At 46.5% G+C, this 16,515-nt stretch carries 13 protein-coding genes; 3 read left to right on the forward strand and 10 right to left on the reverse strand.

The features are described from left to right. Positions 1-364: 364 nt before the first annotated feature. The 9 genes from HMPREF1493_RS01660 to HMPREF1493_RS01695 form a co-directional block, all read right to left on the reverse strand. Complete coding sequence (locus tag HMPREF1493_RS01660) at positions 365-1,015, reverse strand: hypothetical protein (RefSeq protein WP_035427312.1); 651 nt, start codon at positions 1,013-1,015, stop codon at positions 365-367. Further along, positions 1,002-1,148: a hypothetical protein gene (locus HMPREF1493_RS07005; RefSeq protein WP_156095542.1), complete on the reverse strand. Its 147-nt coding sequence runs from the start codon at positions 1,146-1,148 to the stop codon at positions 1,002-1,004. Before HMPREF1493_RS07005 ends, HMPREF1493_RS01660 begins: the two co-directional genes overlap by 14 nt. 65 nt (positions 1,149-1,213) lie before the next feature. Continuing rightward, positions 1,214-1,864 (reverse strand): hypothetical protein, encoded by a 651-nt coding sequence (locus tag HMPREF1493_RS01665; RefSeq protein WP_035427314.1) that lies wholly within the window; start codon positions 1,862-1,864, stop codon positions 1,214-1,216. A gap of 208 nt (positions 1,865-2,072) precedes the next feature. After that, positions 2,073-2,306, reverse strand: coding sequence for a hypothetical protein (locus HMPREF1493_RS01670; protein WP_035427315.1), 234 nt, complete (start codon positions 2,304-2,306; stop codon positions 2,073-2,075). Beyond that, positions 2,299-4,356, reverse strand: coding sequence for an excinuclease ABC subunit UvrC (uvrC, locus tag HMPREF1493_RS01675; protein WP_232215485.1), 2,058 nt, complete (start codon positions 4,354-4,356; stop codon positions 2,299-2,301). The genes HMPREF1493_RS01670 and uvrC overlap by 8 nt, the downstream gene beginning before the upstream one ends. A 1-nt stretch (position 4,357) precedes the next feature. After that, entirely contained in the window at positions 4,358-6,241 is a 1,884-nt protein-coding gene (gene murJ / locus HMPREF1493_RS01680) for a murein biosynthesis integral membrane protein MurJ (RefSeq protein WP_232215486.1), read from the reverse strand. Beyond that, the gene (gene ybaK / locus HMPREF1493_RS01685) at positions 6,241-6,750 is read right to left on the reverse strand and encodes a Cys-tRNA(Pro) deacylase (RefSeq protein ID WP_035427317.1); all 510 of its coding nucleotides are present in this window, start codon (positions 6,748-6,750) and stop codon (positions 6,241-6,243) included. Before ybaK ends, murJ begins: the two co-directional genes overlap by 1 nt. 1 nt (position 6,751) lies before the next feature. Beyond that, positions 6,752-9,646 carry an excinuclease ABC subunit UvrA gene (uvrA, locus tag HMPREF1493_RS01690; RefSeq protein WP_035427318.1) on the reverse strand — a complete coding sequence of 965 codons (2,895 nt, stop codon included), beginning with the start codon at positions 9,644-9,646 and terminating at the stop codon, positions 6,752-6,754. Between the two features lie 156 nt (positions 9,647-9,802). Continuing rightward, positions 9,803-10,264, reverse strand: coding sequence for a NanQ anomerase/TabA/YiaL family protein (locus tag HMPREF1493_RS01695; protein WP_035427319.1), 462 nt, complete (start codon positions 10,262-10,264; stop codon positions 9,803-9,805). Between the two features lie 118 nt (positions 10,265-10,382). Between HMPREF1493_RS01695 and HMPREF1493_RS01700 the strand changes: the two genes are divergently transcribed. The 3 genes from HMPREF1493_RS01700 to HMPREF1493_RS01710 are packed head-to-tail and all read left to right on the forward strand — an operon-like array spanning position 10,383 to position 14,202. Beyond that, positions 10,383-11,231, forward strand: a complete 849-nt coding sequence (locus HMPREF1493_RS01700; protein WP_035427320.1) for an Mrp/NBP35 family ATP-binding protein — start codon at positions 10,383-10,385, stop codon at positions 11,229-11,231. A gap of 45 nt (positions 11,232-11,276) precedes the next feature. Further along, on the forward strand, positions 11,277-12,530 hold the full coding sequence (locus tag HMPREF1493_RS01705; RefSeq protein ID WP_051485211.1) for an NAD(P)/FAD-dependent oxidoreductase: 1,254 nt from the start codon (positions 11,277-11,279) through the stop codon (positions 12,528-12,530). 1 nt (position 12,531) lies between these two features. Continuing rightward, a complete protein-coding gene (locus tag HMPREF1493_RS01710; protein WP_035427321.1) occupies positions 12,532-14,202 on the forward strand; it encodes an NAD(P)/FAD-dependent oxidoreductase in 1,671 nt (556 codons plus the stop codon). On the opposite strand, the gene uvrB is transcribed toward HMPREF1493_RS01710, so the two are convergent. Beyond that, positions 14,199-16,439, reverse strand: coding sequence for an excinuclease ABC subunit UvrB (gene uvrB / locus HMPREF1493_RS01715; RefSeq protein ID WP_035427322.1), 2,241 nt, complete (start codon positions 16,437-16,439; stop codon positions 14,199-14,201). The two genes, HMPREF1493_RS01710 and uvrB, sit on opposite strands and share 4 nt — an antisense overlap. Positions 16,440-16,515: the final 76 nt, after the last annotated feature.

Raw genomic sequence — 16,515 nt, forward strand, 5'->3', positions numbered from 1 at the left:
GCTTACATCTATATAACTATATGAAGAAAAGATATTTCCTCTGAACACAGTTCGCCCAACGGTATTAATTTCTCGCTCATTGGCTGCTCAAAATATGAAAACGTGTTTTGTTGTATTATTTACTGCATATAAATCTTAATAGCAGCTAAGAAGGCCCGCAGTTAGCGGGCTTTACTATTATTTTACCTTGTATAATATATAAATAATTTAACTAACTACATAAGTAGTAAGCAAAGTCAACTACCGTTTACCGATGTTTTACTACCGTTTGCCTTTAGAAATTACGGATATGTTGTGAAGATTAAACAAGAGTCAGCCCAAAATGAACTGACCCTTGCGTTAGAACAGCGAAAACACCGCAAAATTACTTGGTTAAATCCAGGATTCGTTCAGGATTTGCCATAAAGTCCAAGTGTTCTTCCCCTAATCGGAAGCTAATAATTTCCGATACGTGATATGCATCTTCTTTTATAACTTCGAAATCTCCGTCAGCTGGACTATAGCGGCCATAATAACCATCTGATCGGTAGCTTGGAGGCCATCCATTTTCTCCTGCAACTGACCAAACCAAGCACGGTAATTTTTGCTTATTCATTTCTTGTAACAGCCCAGCATTCCTTGTTTGAATCCACAGTTCTGATGAAGATCCCGTAAATGCGCTTATAGCAAAGACTCCCAAATCTTGCTCAACAGTTCCAATAAGAACTCCATGAGAACTTATTGTCCAATAGAGCGTTATGTTCATTACTACTGGGCCATCTTTGCTAACGCCCAAAAACGGGCCAGCAATCTCTGTATCTTCCAAGTTAATGTTATCAACAGAAGTAAAATCTGACTTTGAACCGTTTTTACAAGCATTATATTGTTGCACAACATACTGAGCTGCCTGCTTTTTTAACTCTGGCAGTCTCATAGTATTCAACTTAAAAATCCAGTTATTTATCAGCAAACCACAAATAACAAGAACTACCAATAATGACAGACCTTTTATAAATCTTTTTCTACGCTGCATCATCAGTCACCTCACTTAAGTCTGTAGTTGGCGCTAACACGGGAACAATATTTGGATTTAAGACTTTTCTAGCAATGCCTTTTTGATCAAATTCATACACAACACCGTCTATTCTTGCCTTTTGTCCAACTACCATTGAACCCTTAGGTCCACCGAAAGGAACATTTTTCTCAGTTCTAAAGAAGAGAAAACACCTCGAAATTACTTAACTAAATCTACAACACGCTCAGGATTTGCCATAAAGTCCAAGTGTTCTTCCCCTAATCGGAAGCTAATAATTTCCGATACGTGATAATCTTCTTTTATAATTTCGAAATATCCGTCATCTGGGCTATAACTTCCTAAATAACCATCAGCTAGATACGGTGGCGGCCATCCACTTAACCCTAAGCCACAAAAACTTCTAACTAGACATCTATAATTTCTATTATGCATTTCTTGTAACAGCCCAGCGTTCCTTGTTTGAATCCACATTTTTGGAGTTCCAAAATAAGACCCAATGGCGAATAGCCCCAAATCTTGCTCAACAGTACCAACAACCGTTTCTTGAGAGCTTATTACCCAATATAAATCTACATTCAACATAAGTAGGTTAGCTTGACTGACTCCTAAAAATGGCCCAGAGATAGTAGCGGTCTCTAAATCAATATTTTCTGCGGACCCAAAATCAGACTTAAGACCATTTTTCTTATTCTCATATTGTTGCACAACATACTGAGCTGCCTGCTTTTTTAACTCTGGCAGTCTCATAGTATTCAGCTTAAAAAACCAGTTGTTAATCAGTAAGCCACAAATAACAAGAACTACCAATAATGACAGACCTTTTATAAACCTTTTTCTACGCTGCATCATCTGTCACCTCACTAGAACTGCTTGTAGCGACTGAAGTAAAAGTAATAACTAGGTAGCTCTAATGATATTCCGTGCGAGTATGCTTTAGCAGTTCATCTGTCGGTTAATGGCTATATTTCAGCGATGAATGAAAAAAAAATAAGAATGGCATCTTAATACGTCATAGCTGCCATTCTTATTACAAATAACTCTATCGCTTGATTTGGTTTTAGAGATTGTGCTTCTTCATCCTTTGCTCAAAGAGCTCGTTGATAATCTTTGCCATCTCTTCAACTTGTTGAGCACTAGGTTCACCCTCAAATGTAGCGTATAGCTCTGGATGCTTCTGAGCAATATATTCGCAAGACTTGCTTGTTGCATGACCACGAACAAAGAACGGAATACGCTTAATGTAGTCAGGATTTACCAGTGCCAAGATTTTCTCGTCTGCTGTTTTACTCATGAGTTCCTCCCCTTGCATCTAACTCCTCATGTACAGTTGTTGAAGATTCTTCCCAAGCTTTGAGTTCTTCATAAATAGTTTCTGCCAAGTTCACAGAAACACCTTTTACCTGAGAGATGTCCTCAACACTTGCAGCCTTTAAGCGCTTAAAAGAGCCAAAATGGCGCATGATATCTTTTTTGCGTTTAGGTCCTACACCAGGGATTTCGTCCAGAATAGAGACGGTCATTGCCTTATCTCTAAGCTCACGATGGAACGTAATTGCAAAACGGTGAGACTCATCACGGACTTGCTTGATGAGATACAGAGAAGCTGACCCCGTAGGCAACACAATTGGTGTGTCGTCCCAAGGTACAAAGACTTCCTCATCAGACTTAGCAAGGCCACAGACGGGAATATCCAACCCCAGCTCATTAAGCTGATTAATTGCGGCGGTCAGCTGAGGTTTGCCGCCATCAACCACCAGCAAATCAGGTCGTGAGCCAAAGCGCTCATCTGCCATGCGTTCCGGGCTATACCTTCTGCCCAGGACTTCTGTCATTGAGACAAAGTCGTTAGCTTCATCAAGCTCAGCGCGAATCTTAAAGCGGCGATACTGGCTTTTATCAGCCTTTCCATTAGTAAAGACCACCATAGACGCAACGGTAAAATTGCCGTGAAGCGTAGAAATATCAAAGCACTCAATACGCAGCGGGGGTGCATCAAGCGCAAGTGCACTTTCCAACTGAAGAAGCGCCTGGTTAGTGCGGTCGTCAGCATAGCCTGTGCGAATCATGTGGCGCATCAGCGCATGACGAGCGTTAGCAGAAGCCATCTGGAGAAGACGGAACTTCTCGCCACGTTGTGGGTGATGAAGCACGCAGTTGTGGCCTCGTTTTTGTGTCAACCACTCGGACAAAACCTCTGCGTCGAGAAGATCGATGGGCAGGTTAACCTCTGCGGGAATGTCAGCGGTTTCATCGTAGTAGCGCTTCAAGAAGCCCGAGACCAGCTCCTCCTCGGAAACGTCCAAGCCTTTGTCCAGGATAAACTCAACCGAGCGGATGGTACGACCTTCTCGCACAACAAACACGCAGGCAGCGGAGATAGTTTCTTCTCGATAAATGCCAATGAGGTCAATGTTGACTGAGGTAGGAAACGTGACTTGCTGGCGGTCATCAAGATCAGAGAGTGAAGTCAGACGGGACTTGAGCCTAGCTGCCTTCTCAAAATCCAGGTCAGCGGCGGCTTTTTGCATCTGGTCTTTGAGCTCAGAGACAATCTCGGAGCGATTTCCGCGGAGGAAGTTCTCTACCTGCCTGACGTTTTTTGCATAGGAAACGGTATCAATGGCGCCTACGCACACACCAGGACCCTTGCCTACGTGGTAGTCAAAACAGGGACGCCCCTTCTTTGCCAGCAGCAGGTTAGCAACGGCGGCGCCGTCAGGGTCTTTTTCTAGCAGACGTTTAGCGCGCTTCCACTCTACGCACGTAGCGGAGCAGATAGGTACTACTTTTCTGAGTGTCTCAATAGTCTGGCGCGCAGCGTAGGAATCAGTGTAGGGACCAAAATAACGTGTCCCCTTCTTGTGTTTCTCGCGCGTGTATTTAATTGCTGGGAAGGTATCTGACTCGGTAATGGCAATGTAGGGATAGCTCTTATCGTCTTTAAAGTCTACGTTGAAGTAGGGACGATACTGAGCAATAAGATTGCGCTCCAGCACCAATGCTTCGTGCTCGTTTTCTACCACGATGTAGTCAAAACTACGTACGACCTGCATCATCAGAGGAATCTTGGCACGGTCATCTTGAAGCGTAACGTACTGCCTCATGCGAGCACGCAGGTTTTTAGCTTTGCCTACATAGATAACCTTGCCGGAACCATCTTTCCAGAGGTAACAACCTGGATTAGTAGGAACCTGATCAACCTGTTCTCTGATGGATACCAGGTCATCTGAGGGCTCAGAAGAAAACGACGGCGCAAGTCCTGGCGCGCCCGAAGGCACGTAGTTGGGGTCAAGATTGTTTTGAGAGTTATCTTTGCCGCCCTTGGCACCGCTTTTGGCCATGCTATGACCTTACGCGAGAAACCAGTGCACGAAGCATGGTGGACTCTGGTGATTTGAAGAGGATTGCCAAGCCATAGGTAACTAAAACAGCTGGAATACCTGCAAAGATGCAATACAGCACGCCGTAAAGCGCTCGTCCATCTGGTACGCCAATAACGACGCGTAGACCCACCATAATCAGAAGTGCTGCCGCTGATCCTGCAAGGCCAAAACCAACCGAGCGTACAAACGCAAATACCATGGACGTAAGTCCAATCTGACCAAGGTGTTTACGCAGGCTAATCAACATAATGGTGTCAATGACCACGTAGAAGATGGCCGAGGTAGTTGCTACAAACATCATGCCAAAGTGAGAAGTACCCACCAGCAGCACCAAAACCTGCACGACAGAACCGAGTGTTGCCGAAACAGCATAGAGTGTCATACGACGCATAGCAGAACAGACTTTTTGCAGGTACATACCAATGCCATACAGAGGCAAAGCAAGCGACTGACCAATCAAGAATTGCTGGGTTAGCAGCAGCTGATCTTCAGTGAACTTGCTTGCTCCAATAATAGAGACAAGGGGCATCGAGAAAATCATCAGATACATCATGAACGGCACGGTAAAGAAAAGAATCTGGTTAATACCGTGCTTAAAGTCCTTCTTGAACTGATCCATATTCTCTTTTGCCCAGCTATCGGACAGCTCCGTAAAGAGGGCTGTGGTAATAGGTACCGTCAAAATGGAATATGGCAGCGTGTACCAAAGACGAGCGTATGCCGCAATGGATGCACCAGACGCGGAAACGCTGAGCTGCGAGCTTGTCTGCACCGACATAGTTACAAACGTGGCAACCACAACAATCAGAGCAGGCGCGCCAATCTTAAGCGTCTCTTTAAGCGCGGGGTCTTTAAGGTTAATTCTCCACGAGAGCTTAATCCCCTTGCGCTTAAGTGACGGAACCTGAATCAGAACCTGAATCAGAACGCCCAGAGGATTTCCCAGTGCAAGAATAAGTAGACCGAGCTCAGGATTAGTGTTAACCAAGAAAGCATACGCAAAGAACGATGCTGTAGTCACAAAGTTATTAAAAATAGGTGCCGCCGCTGGCCAGAGATAGTCTCGCTCTGCATTCAAAACACCAGAGAAAATGGTGGAGAAACAATACAGCATAACCTCAATAACAAAGAACCTAAAGAAGTACACTGCCAGCGTTGGGTCAAAATCAGCACCTGCCGAGAAGGACTGTGTATACACCACTTCTGCGGCAAAGAAGAAGCCTAGAACCGCAACAAGTCCGGTTGCGACAACAACAATGGAAAGCAAGTTAGAGGTATAGGCATTTGCCTCATCCTGTCCAACCTTCTTCTTAATAGAAAGATATACTGGCAAAAAAGCCGTAGTGAGCATTCCCGCACCAACAAGCTCATAGAGCTGGTCAGGAAGGGTGTTCGCAATGGAGTAGCAACTAGCAAGAACGGTAGCACCCATAGCAAATGCCTGAGCCCAGGTTCTTAAAAAGCCCGTAATACGGCTAATCAGAACGAGCACGCTCATCATAGAAGTAGAACGACTCAAATCTTTCTGCTTAGACGCATCTTCTTCATCAGAAGAAGCCTCTTCACTATAAGGATTACCTGCGTCGAAGTTGCCGTCTGACACAGAGCTGTTATCTGCCTCAGAGTTATCCTCTTCAGCAGCGGCCTCTTCGAGTTTCTGGCTTACAATCTGCTCAAAGGCTTCATCCTCAATTGGTTGATGAAACGTCTCTGGAACAACAATGTTGTCCACTACAGGAGGCTCATCGAAGGTCTGATCAAGAGCCTTGCTCAGAGTTTCTTCAGATAAGGTTCCATCAGAAGACTCTGCTGAAAGTCGCATATGTTTGGGCTGATATGCCACTAGTGCACCTCGCGAACAATATCTGCAAACGTAGCCGATACAAATGAAGCTAGATCTTCTGGAGAAAGCGTCAAACTGAGTCCACGTTTTCCACCAGAGATATGAATGAGCTCAAAAAGCTGAGCAGTCTCGTCAATTATAGTGGGAAACTGCTTTTTCATACCAACGGGAGTGCAGCCGCCACGAACGTAGCCCGTTAAACCCTCAAGCTCTTTAACGGGCAGCATGGAAAGGTTCTTTTGACCGGATGCAGCTGCTGCTTTTTTAAGATCAAGCTCTTGATCTACTGGAATGCAGCACACCACATGCTCTCCACTTGAAGACACGCAGACAAGCGTTTTGAATGCAGCGTCTGGATCTTCTCCAAGCATCTCTGCAATATGAGTACCCAACTCTCCAGAAGGAACGTCTTCGTCTACCTCATAAGATTGGAACTCGTAAGCAATGCCGGCAGCATCAAGCTCCCTCATTGCATTTGTCTTTTGGACCTTGACCGTTTTTCTCGCCATATTATGCGCGCTTCTTCTGAGCTTTTTTCTCTGCAGCTAGACGTGCGTTATCGCGGTCAAGAATCTCTTTGAGGAACTTGCCTGTGTGGCTTTCTGGTGTTGTCGCAACCTTTTCTGGCGTACCAGAAACAACTACGGTTCCACCGCCATCGCCACCTTCTGGACCCATGTCAATAATGCGATCAGCCATCTTGATGACATCCAAGTTGTGTTCAATAACAAGAACGGTATTGCCTGCATCAACAAGACGCTCCAGAACAACAATAAGCTGTCTGACATCCTCAAAATGAAGGCCAGTTGTTGGCTCATCCAGAATATAAAGAGTTTTACCAGTCTGCTGACGGTGAAGCTCTTTTGCAAGCTTGACACGCTGTGCCTCACCACCAGAGAGCGTGGTTGCTGGTTGACCAAGGTGAATGTAGCCAAGGCCTACATCGTGGAGAGTCTGCAGCTTGTTTTTAATACGAGGAATGTTTGCAAAGAACGCTAGTGCCTCGTGAACCGTCATATCAAGCACGTCGGAGACGGACTTGCCGTGATAGAGAATCTCAAGCGTCTCACGATTGTAGCGCTTACCGTGGCAGACCTCGCAAGGAACATAGACGTCAGGCAGGAAGTTCATCTCAATCTTGATTTGGCCGTCGCCCTTACAAGCCTCGCAGCGGCCTCCCTGGACGTTAAACGAGAAACGACCGGCCGAGTAGCCGCGTGCGCGGGATTCTGGAACTGAAGCATACAGTGCACGCAAGTCATCCCAAAGGCCAATATAGGTTGCTGGATTAGAACGAGGTGTTCTACCAATAGGACTCTGATCAATATCAATGACCTTATCGATAAGATCGACGCCTTCAAGCTTTTTATACTCTCCCACCACACGCTTTGAATGCTGAACTGCATTAGTAAGCGCGGGCGCAAGGGTGTCGGTAACCAAAGAGGACTTACCAGAGCCAGAAACACCTGTGACTACTATCAATGTGCCCAGCTCGATAGCGGCGGAAACGTTCTTAAGGTTGTTAGCGCTAGCTCCTGTAATCTTGATTTTTCCGCGACCAGGCTTACGACGAGCCTCTGGCAGCCTAATCTGCTTCTTTCCCGTGAGATACGCACCTGTGATGGAATCAGGGTTTTCAACAATCTCTTCTGGAGTGCCAGCAGCAACAACGTGACCACCAAGCTCACCGGCGCCGGGACCCATGTCAATAACGTAGTCTGCTGCACGAATGGTATCTTCATCGTGCTCAACCACAAGCACGGTATTACCGCGGTCTCTAAGCTGCTTAAGCGTCTCAATAAGACGGTTGTTGTCTCTTTGGTGAAGACCAATAGAAGGCTCGTCCAGAATGTAAAGGACGCCCATAAGACCAGCACCAATCTGAGTTGCCAAGCGAATACGCTGGGCTTCTCCACCAGAAAGCGATGCTGCTGCACGAGAAAGCGTGAGGTAATCCAAGCCAACGTTTACCAAGAACTGTAGCCTTGCCACAATCTCTTTAACAATAGGACCTGCAATAACCTTCTGACGATCAGTAATAGTCAGCTGCTTGAAGAACTGGAGCGACTCTTTACAGGAAAGTTCACAGACCTCCCAGATGTTTTTCTCGCCAACCGTAACGGAGAGAATTTCTGGCTTTAAGCGAGCTCCGTGACAGGTTGTACAAGGCATCTCGCGAATGTACTTCTCAAGATGCGTCTTCATATTTTCTGACGTAGTCTCTTGGTACTTGTCAAAAAGAATCTTTCTGACGCCAGAGAAGGTGGTAAACCAGTGCGTATTGCGACCGTCGCGCGTCTTGTAGTCAACGCGAATCTTAGTTGAACCAAGGCCACCGAGAAGGGCGTCCTGCACCTTCTTGGGCAGCTTGTTCCAAGGTGTTGTATCAGATACGTCAAAATGCTTGCAGACTGCAGACAAAATCTGAGGATAGTAATTGGAGTGGCCAAAGAGGCTTCCAAAAACACCCTCTGATACGGACAGTTTTGGATCTGCAATGAGTGCTGCAGCATCAATAATTTTACGAGTTCCTAGACCATCACAGTCAGGACAGGCACCGTAAGGAGCATTGAAGGAAAAGTCGCGAGGCTGCAGATCATCCATAGAGTGACCGTGAATAGGACAAGCAAGCGCCAGTGAGTACTGCAAAAGCTCTTCTGGCATAGTTTCTGGGCTGGACTTATCGGCCAGGAGCAATATGCCTACCTTACCCTGGGCAAGCTTAGTTGCCTGCTCAACGCCCTCAACAATGCGGCCCAAAGAATCAGGACGAATAACAATACGGTCAACGACAACCTCAATATCATGCTTGAGCGTTTTACCAAGCGTGATCTCTTCATCAAGTTCACGTACAACGCCGTCAACACGAACGCGAGAAAATCCTTCTTTGCGCAGGTCCTCAAAAAGCTTAACGTACTCACCCTTGCGGCCCAAAACAACAGGAGCCAAAACATAAGCTCTGCGTCCCTGGCCAGCCTCGAGGATTTTATCGGCAACCTGATCTGTTGTCTGGCGCTCAATAATGCGACCGCACTCAGGGCAGTGAGGAGTACCCATGCGAGCATACAAAAGACGCAGGTAATCGTAGATTTCTGTAACGGTGCCCACGGTAGAGCGAGGATTTCTGGAAGTGGTCTTCTGGTCAATAGACACAGCTGGAGAAAGGCCATCGATAGAGTCAAGGTCTGGCTTATCCATCTGTCCCAAAAACTGACGGGCATAGCTGGACAAGGACTCAACATAGCGGCGCTGTCCTTCAGCGTAAATGGTGTCGAAGGCAAGGCTCGATTTACCCGAACCAGAAAGTCCCGTAATAACTACCAGCTGATCACGAGGGATATCAATATCAATGTCTTGCAGGTTGTGCTCTCGTGCACCACGGATAGCAATTTTGCTTGAAGCCATAGTTCCTCACATAACCAGTTTGACGTGCGCGCTTCTTGTTACATGACTACCGTCAAACAATAGAAAACAGCATCAGTACACACCGATACAATTTGTGCGTACTGATGTTCTAGTATACCCAAGATAATGCCGCCAAAACACGGCAAGCACGCTTCCCTATTTAATGCGAACCTTCATCACAGCTTTTTTGAGCTTTGAGCCAGATTTCTCCAGCGTACAGCCTGGTTTGTGAGCATCAGATGGAGGTGTCACCAGAAAATCACCTGCGTACAGGGTTACCCATGTCTCTTCCCCAGGATTGGTGTAAGCGCCAAAATCAGCGTCAGCATTAAACTCACCCTTAAGAACACACTGCTCAAGAGGGGCAACGGCGATGCTTTCGGTACCAGAAATAACTACGTGAATATCGGCGTAAATCTTATGAGCTTCATAGTCCTTCTCGCCAGGAAGAGCAGGCTCAAACTCCATGACGTTCACAAAAACGTTATCTCCATCAATTTCTGTTTTGCCTAAAGGCAGCTCATCCAGATTGTGTGTTGCTAAAAACTCCGCAGCACAAGCCATATATTTCTGACCAAAGTCATTCTCAGATAAATTCTTAATTGACGAGAAAATCATGTGAACCTCCTACGTTCAGCTAAAGTGCGCCGAAAAGATTATAGCTATCTCGTTTGCCATAAACTTCTATGGGTAGAATTAAGTAGTTACTGCATACAACTGCTACATAAGGAGAGACATGGCAGACGTAGATATTGATCGTGAGGCGCTTCGTAAAGAAATTGACGCCGCACTTCACGGCAAAAAGAAAGAGCCACAGCCACCTGCAGGCTTTGAACTCAATCAACACTCAAGCGTTAAGCACGTTATTGGCGTTGTTTCTGGCAAAGGCGGTGTTGGTAAGTCTTTTGTCACCGGCATTCTTGCTACTAACCTCGCTCGCGCAGGTAAGCGCGTTGGTATTCTTGACGGCGATATTACCGGACCTTCAATTCCTCGTATGTTTGGCATCTCTGATGAGCGCTCTTACGGCGTTGAAGAGCAGCTTATTCCTATCGAGGATGCAAACGGTATCAAGATTATGAGCGCCAACCTGGTGCTTCAGAACGAGACCGATCCAGTTCTCTGGAGAGGCCCCGTTGTTGCTGGCGCTATCCAGCAGTTCTACAGCCAGTGTAACTGGGGTGACCTGGATTACCTGCTGATTGATATGCCTCCAGGAACAGGCGACGTTGCACTGACGGTATTCCAGTCCCTCCCTGTTGAGGGTGTTGTGATTGTTTCTTCTCCACAAGATCTTGTTCAGATGGTTGTGGGCAAGGCAGTGCGCATGGCAGAAATGATGCATGTACCTGTGCTTGGTTTGATTGAGAACATGGCATATATCACCTGCCCTCACTGTGATGAGCGTATTGAGCCTTATGGTCCATCAAAGCTTGCTGAAACTGCAGCGGCATTTAACCTCAAGCCTTTGGGACAGCTGCCTATGGATGCAACCTTTGCGCAGATTGCTGATAAGGGAACCTTTAGTACCGAGCTTCCTGAAGGCCTTGTTCCTGACGCAACACAAAGCGTTCTTGACCTGTAAGTTCTAGCTTCTAGAAGTTACAAAACACAAAAGGTAGTTCTTACTATGGCTCAAACAGCGCGCGTTAAAGAACGTCAAGCAGCACAGGCTCAGCGCATCAAGCAGGCTCAGGCATTTATGGTGCCAAACCACATTGATGTTGCAATTCTTGGTGGTGGCGCAGCAGGACTCTGCGCTGCCATCACTGCTGCCGAAGCTCTTGGCGCCAACAAGCGCGTTGTCGTCTTTGAAAAAGCACTGGAAAGCGGCAGAACCATTCTGGCAACAGGTGGCGGTCGTTGTAACTTCACCAATGCAAATTTGAGCTTTGAGAATTTCTCTCATCCAGAGTTTGTCCAGGCTGTCTGCAAAGATAAGGACATTTTCCTGGCAGACATCCTGACTTTCTTTAGGTCCAGCGGTCTTGCTTGGGCAACTGAAGACGAAGGCAGAATGTACCCACTTACCAGGCAAGCAAGCTCCATCCAATCACTGCTGCTCAAGCGAGCCCAAAAAGCTGGCGTGCAGTTTGCTCTGGGACGAGAAGTCACATCGGTAAAGCCCCAGCACAACGGCTTCATCGTTACCTTCAAAGAATGCTTTGCTGGCGAGAAAACCTATAAGGTCCATGCATCATCAGTAGTTCTAGCTACTGGTGGACTCACAACCACCAAACTTGCTGAGAGCCTTCAGCTGCAGACCACCTCACTGCGACCAGGACTCTGCGCGCTCACTTGCACTCCTCAGCCGCCAACAAGTCTTGATGGAAAGCGCGTACGAGCACACGCAACCCTTGTAAGAAACGGCGCGGTGCTCAAAGAGGAGTCTGGCGAGCTGCTTTTTAGGTCATTTGGACTCTCGGGCATCATGATTTTCAACTTGTCTCGCACAGCCTTGCCTGGCGACGTACTTGAGATTGATCTTCTCCCTCAGCTTAGGGAAGAGGAAGTTGCGGCAGCTGTAGAAGCTCACACCACCAACGGTCTTCTCGACCCACAAATTGCTGCTTACCTGGGTGCTCATGACTCAGTTGAAGCTACAGTTGCCAAGGCTCACAAAATGGCCTTTACCGTTACGGGTACGTCTTCCAAAGTTGTCCCTCAGGTCTGTATTGGTGGAATTTCCATCAATCAAGTAGACTCAATCACTCTTGAAGCGCATGACATTCCTGGTCTGTTTATTGCAGGAGAAGCTCTTGATATTGATGCTCAATGTGGAGGATTTAACCTCTCGTGGGCGTGGAAAAGCGGTATGGTAGCTGGTCTAGCTGCCTCAAAAAGCACTGGTCAAAACCATGCGTCACTGAAAGAGGACAACTAACATGCTGGAAGTATCAAACATTAAAGTTCATGTTGCACCTCTTCGTAAGCATCCTGCTAAAGAATCAAAGGTAGGGTTTGACGCGCTCCTTCGCACTCTCCGAGTCTCTGCGGATGAAGTTACCTCATACGAGCTGTATAAGCGCTCAATTGATGCGCGTAAAAGAAATGATATTGTTCTTATCCTCACTTACCACGTAAACCTTAAAGGTGGGCCTGCAGCGGAGCAAAAACTTCTTAACAAGATTCAAGGTAGGCCTGCAGCAAAGCATATAAAGCTTGCTGAGCCAAATACTTTTGCGCTTCCCAAAGCGAAGCAACCTGCTCCTTCAGAGAATCGTCCCGTTGTTGTAGGAGCGGGATGTGCAGGCTTGTTCTGTGCGCTTACGCTTGCCAAAGCTGGCCTCAATCCCCTGCTTATTGAGCGCGGAGATGACGCAGCACGAAGAACTGCAGCGGTAGAGCATCATAACCAAACGGGTCAGCTAGATCTTGAGAGTAACATCCAATTTGGTCTTGGTGGTGCTGGTACATTCTCTGACGGCAAGCTCAACACGGGTACCAAAAGTGCTTCTCATCGCTTTATTCTTGAGACTTTTGTTAAAGCAGGCGCACAGAAAAATATTTTGTGGGACGCAAAACCCCACGTAGGAAGTGATGTTCTTCCCGCCGTGGTGACCAACATTGTCAAAATGATTGAAGACGCTGGCGGAACTGTTGCGTTTAGGACAAAACTCGCCTCCCTAGAGCGAGCCTCAGACGATTCTCTTTCTACAATTCAGGTTGAGAAGACCAATCCAGATGGCTCAACTCAAACTGAAACCATACAGACTCGCACGGTGATTCTTGCAACTGGGCACTCAAGTAGAGACACGTATGTCATGCTCAAAAATAAAGGCATCTCCATGGAGAGAAAGACCTTTGCTATGGGTGTGCGAATTGAGCATCTTCAGTCTCAAATCAATAAATCGCTGTACGGTCCCGAAGCAACCAATCCTGTACTAGGAGCGGCACCCTACAAGCTTTCTGTTCACCTTCCCTCTGGTAGAAGTGCCTTCTCGTTCTGCATGTGTCCCGGCGGCTATGTTGTTTCTGCAGCTAGCGAGAAGGGCGGCGTAGTCACAAATGGCATGAGTCTGTCTGACCGCGCAGGACAAAACGCTAACTCTGGCCTCTTGGCTAACGTCTATCCAGACGATCTTCCGGGAGATGACGTACTTGCCGGAATTGAACTACAACGCAGCTGCGAGCAAGCAGCCTTTAAAGCGGGCGGCGGAGCTTATGTTGCCCCTGCTCAGCTTGTAGGTGACTTCCTCAACAAAAAAACTTCTGCTGGACCTCGTTCGGTAAAGCCAACCTACCCACGTGGTGTTACCTGGACCTCGCTTGAAGACTGTCTTCCACCCTATGTCTTACAAACCTTGCGAGAAGCCCTTCCGGTCATGGACAAAAAACTTCATGGCTTTGCGCATCCCGATGCTGTGCTTACGGGTGTTGAAACACGGTCAAGCTCTCCCGTAAGAATTACCCGCGATGAAACAGGACAGAGCATTAACACACCAGGAATATGGCCTGTAGGTGAAGGTGCCGGCTACGCCGGTGGCATTATGAGCGCCGCAGCTGATGGTATTAGGATGGCCGAGCTTATAGTAGAGCACTACAACAATGCCTAATGTTTGCCTCTGTAACGCCTACGAGTAGCGTGAGTACTACCCTTTCTAGCACCAGTTTTAAGCCTCTTGATAACATCATCTGAGGTAGTGCCTTCAAGCTGGCTTCTAATGGCAACAATCTGATCTCTGAGTTCTGCTGCATGCTCATAATCCATAGATGCAGACGCCTCTGCCATCTCTGCTTCCATACCAGAAAGCATTGCTTCAACCTCTGTGCGAGGAAGATTTTGTAGCTCTTCAGCAAGCAACTCTGCAGGCATTTCAAGAATTGACTCTTGCTGTTCTTCAAGCGAATCCTCGTCATCAGAGGCGGTATAAAACTCTCCGTTTTTGCGTTTACGTTTATCAATGTTCTCTGAAGCCTCAGCAATAAAGCCTGCAATATCAGTAATAGATTTCTTAACGGTTTTAGGCACAATACCGTGCTCTTTGTTAAACGCTTCCTGAATTTCTCGACGCCTTCTTGTTTCATCAATGGCAATACGCATAGAATCAGTGATTTTATCGGCGTACATAATGACCTGGCCAGAAGCGTTTCTTGCTGCTCTACCCATAGTCTGAATAAGAGACCTTCTGTTTCTTAAGAAGCCCTCTTTATCTGCATCAAGAATAGCTACAAGAGAAACCTCTGGAATATCAAGTCCTTCTCGCAAAAGATTGATTCCAACAAGCACGTCAATTTTTCCCTGACGTAAATCTCTAATGATTTCTACACGGTCAAGCGTAGCCGTATCTGAGTGCATGTAGTTAACTTTGATACCCTCATCTAGCAGGTGATCTGTAAGATCTTCTGCCATTCTTTTAGTAAGCGTAGTAACAAGAACGCGCTCTTTTTTTGCTACTCTCTCTTTGACCTCTGAAATAAGATCATCAATCTGACCTCTTACTGGTCTGACATCAATCTTTGGATCTAGAAGGCCAGTTGGACGAATAATCTGCTCAACCTGTTGCTGGGCAACCGTCTCTTCGTAGTCTCCAGGAGTTGCAGAAACGTAAATAAACTGTGGAATACGTCCCTCAAATTCGTCAAATCTGAGCGGCCTGTTATCAAGTGCAGAAGGAAGTCTAAATCCGTGATCTACCAGCGTAACTTTACGAGACCTATCGCCCTCATACATACCTCTTATTTGAGGAACGGTAACATGTGACTCATCAATGATGCAAATCATGTCTTTAGGGAAATAATCAATGAGCGTATAGGGAGGCTCACCGGGAGCACGCCCATCTAAATGGCGCGAGTAGTTCTCAATACCATTGCAATAACCCATAGTCTCAAGCATCTCTAGATCATAGTTTGTCCTCTGAGCAAGACGCTGAGCTTCTAGCAATTTATCGTTTTCTTTAAGCTCTTTAACACGAGCTTCCATCTCTTCCGAGATGGTTGTAAGAGCATGGGTAATCTTTGGACGCTCAGTAACGTAGTGAGATGCTGGCCAAATTGGAATAGCATCAAACTCTCTCAGCACTTCTCCCGTTACATTGCTAACCTCTGAAATACTTTCTACTTCATCACCAAAGAACTCAATACGCAGCGGGTTTTCTGCATACGGCGGGAACACATCAACAACGCCTCCACGAACCCTAAACATACCGCGCTGTAGATCGTAATCATTTCTATCGTACTGAACATCAATAAGATCTTTAATAAAATCATCGCGCTCAAGAGGAACGGATTTATCTACATTAGGTGCAAGACCTGCATAATCTTGAGGGCTACCAATACCATATATGCACGATACAGATGCAACTACAATGACATCTCGTCTAGATAGAAGCGATGAAGTTGCCTGGTGACGGAGCTTCTCTACCTCTTCATTGATGGAAGCATCTTTTTCTATGTACGTATCAGACTGCGGAACATATGCCTCTGGCTGGTAGTAGTCATAGTACGAGACAAAGTACACAACAGCGTTGTTAGGAAAGAGCTCCTTCATCTCTGAAGCAACCTGAGCAGCTAGTGTTTTATTAGGCTCCATAATAAGCGTGGGGCGGTTGAGCTTCTCGATAGTTTTAGCCATAGAGAAGGTCTTACCCGAACCCGTAACACCTAAGAGCGTCTGGTACCTGAGCCCGTCTTCAATTCCTTGGGCAAGCTTTTCTATTGCCTGTGGCTGATCACCTGCAGGCTCAAAAGGAGATACTACCTGAAGCTTCTCTTCTCCTGCTTCACGACCAAATCGACGCAGTTCAGCACCTATATATTCTTTATGTTGATCTTCAGCATGAGATGCATCCATGAGATTCTCCTTTTCTCGTGAAAGTAGTATACCCCACTTCTCAAAACTGAAACACTTGTTCTATACTATTTATAAA

Source organism: Atopobium sp. ICM42b (genome assembly GCA_000564995.1).
Classification (GTDB): Bacteria; Actinomycetota; Coriobacteriia; order Coriobacteriales; family Atopobiaceae; genus Lancefieldella.

What these genes read in the sequence shown, in the direction of transcription:
- HMPREF1493_RS01660 (WP_035427312.1), bottom strand. Translation starts at nt 1,015, where the DNA reads ATGATGCAGCGTAGAAAAAGATTTATAAAAGGTCTGTCATTATTGGTA.
- HMPREF1493_RS07005 (WP_156095542.1), bottom strand. Translation starts at nt 1,148, where the DNA reads ATGGTAGTTGGACAAAAGGCAAGAATAGACGGTGTTGTGTATGAATTT.
- HMPREF1493_RS01665 (WP_035427314.1), bottom strand. Translation starts at nt 1,864, where the DNA reads ATGATGCAGCGTAGAAAAAGGTTTATAAAAGGTCTGTCATTATTGGTA.
- HMPREF1493_RS01670 (WP_035427315.1), bottom strand. Translation starts at nt 2,306, where the DNA reads ATGAGTAAAACAGCAGACGAGAAAATCTTGGCACTGGTAAATCCTGAC.
- uvrC (WP_232215485.1), bottom strand. Translation starts at nt 4,356, where the DNA reads ATGGCCAAAAGCGGTGCCAAGGGCGGCAAAGATAACTCTCAAAACAAT.
- ybaK (WP_035427317.1), bottom strand. Translation starts at nt 6,750, where the DNA reads ATGGCGAGAAAAACGGTCAAGGTCCAAAAGACAAATGCAATGAGGGAG.
- uvrA (WP_035427318.1), bottom strand. Translation starts at nt 9,646, where the DNA reads ATGGCTTCAAGCAAAATTGCTATCCGTGGTGCACGAGAGCACAACCTG.
- HMPREF1493_RS01695 (WP_035427319.1), bottom strand. Translation starts at nt 10,264, where the DNA reads ATGATTTTCTCGTCAATTAAGAATTTATCTGAGAATGACTTTGGTCAG.
- HMPREF1493_RS01700 (WP_035427320.1), top strand. Translation starts at nt 10,383, where the DNA reads ATGGCAGACGTAGATATTGATCGTGAGGCGCTTCGTAAAGAAATTGAC.
- HMPREF1493_RS01705 (WP_051485211.1), top strand. Translation starts at nt 11,277, where the DNA reads ATGGCTCAAACAGCGCGCGTTAAAGAACGTCAAGCAGCACAGGCTCAG.
- HMPREF1493_RS01710 (WP_035427321.1), top strand. Translation starts at nt 12,532, where the DNA reads ATGCTGGAAGTATCAAACATTAAAGTTCATGTTGCACCTCTTCGTAAG.
- uvrB (WP_035427322.1), bottom strand. Translation starts at nt 16,439, where the DNA reads ATGGATGCATCTCATGCTGAAGATCAACATAAAGAATATATAGGTGCT.